The sequence below is a fragment of the Haloferax sp. Atlit-4N genome (genome assembly GCF_003383025.1).
Taxonomy (GTDB): domain Archaea; phylum Halobacteriota; class Halobacteria; order Halobacteriales; family Haloferacaceae; genus Haloferax; species Haloferax gibbonsii.
In genome coordinates, this window is the sequence record NZ_PSYY01000128.1 from 1 (window position 1) to 435 (window position 435).

The following is a 435-nucleotide window of genomic DNA, read 5'->3' on the forward strand; positions in this document are numbered from 1 at the left end:
CGACGACAGCGATTTCTCAACAGCACAAGGGGACACCGTCACGGTCGAATGGTCTGTTGACGGCTCAGAAATTGCATCACAGACCATTTCGTCATCTCAAGAGGTCACCGCATACGCAGGTGGACTACAAGCAGGCACTCATGATTGGAGTGTCCGACTCGTCGATGAGTTCGGGAACGAGGTCACCAGCGACACAGCAAGCTTTGCAATCCCCTCAGGCGTCACGATACGGAACGTCTCGACTGGTGAGAAGATCAATGACACCGTCGATATCAAAGCCAAGCTATACTCGGGTGAACTCATCTTCGAAAAGACGACCAATGATGGTACTATCGACCTCACCGGCATCAATGCAGACCGTGGCTACATTATCGAAGTCAGTGCGGATGGATACGTTACCCGCACAATCGCCATCAAGAGCGTTTTCGACCAGTC

The 435-nt window shown here is 52.2% G+C and carries 1 pseudogene; it reads left to right on the plus strand.

Annotation, left to right across the window (positions count from 1 at the left end):
- Window positions 1–435: pseudogene (locus C5C07_RS21500) on the plus strand (Ig-like domain repeat protein); the annotation flags it as partial.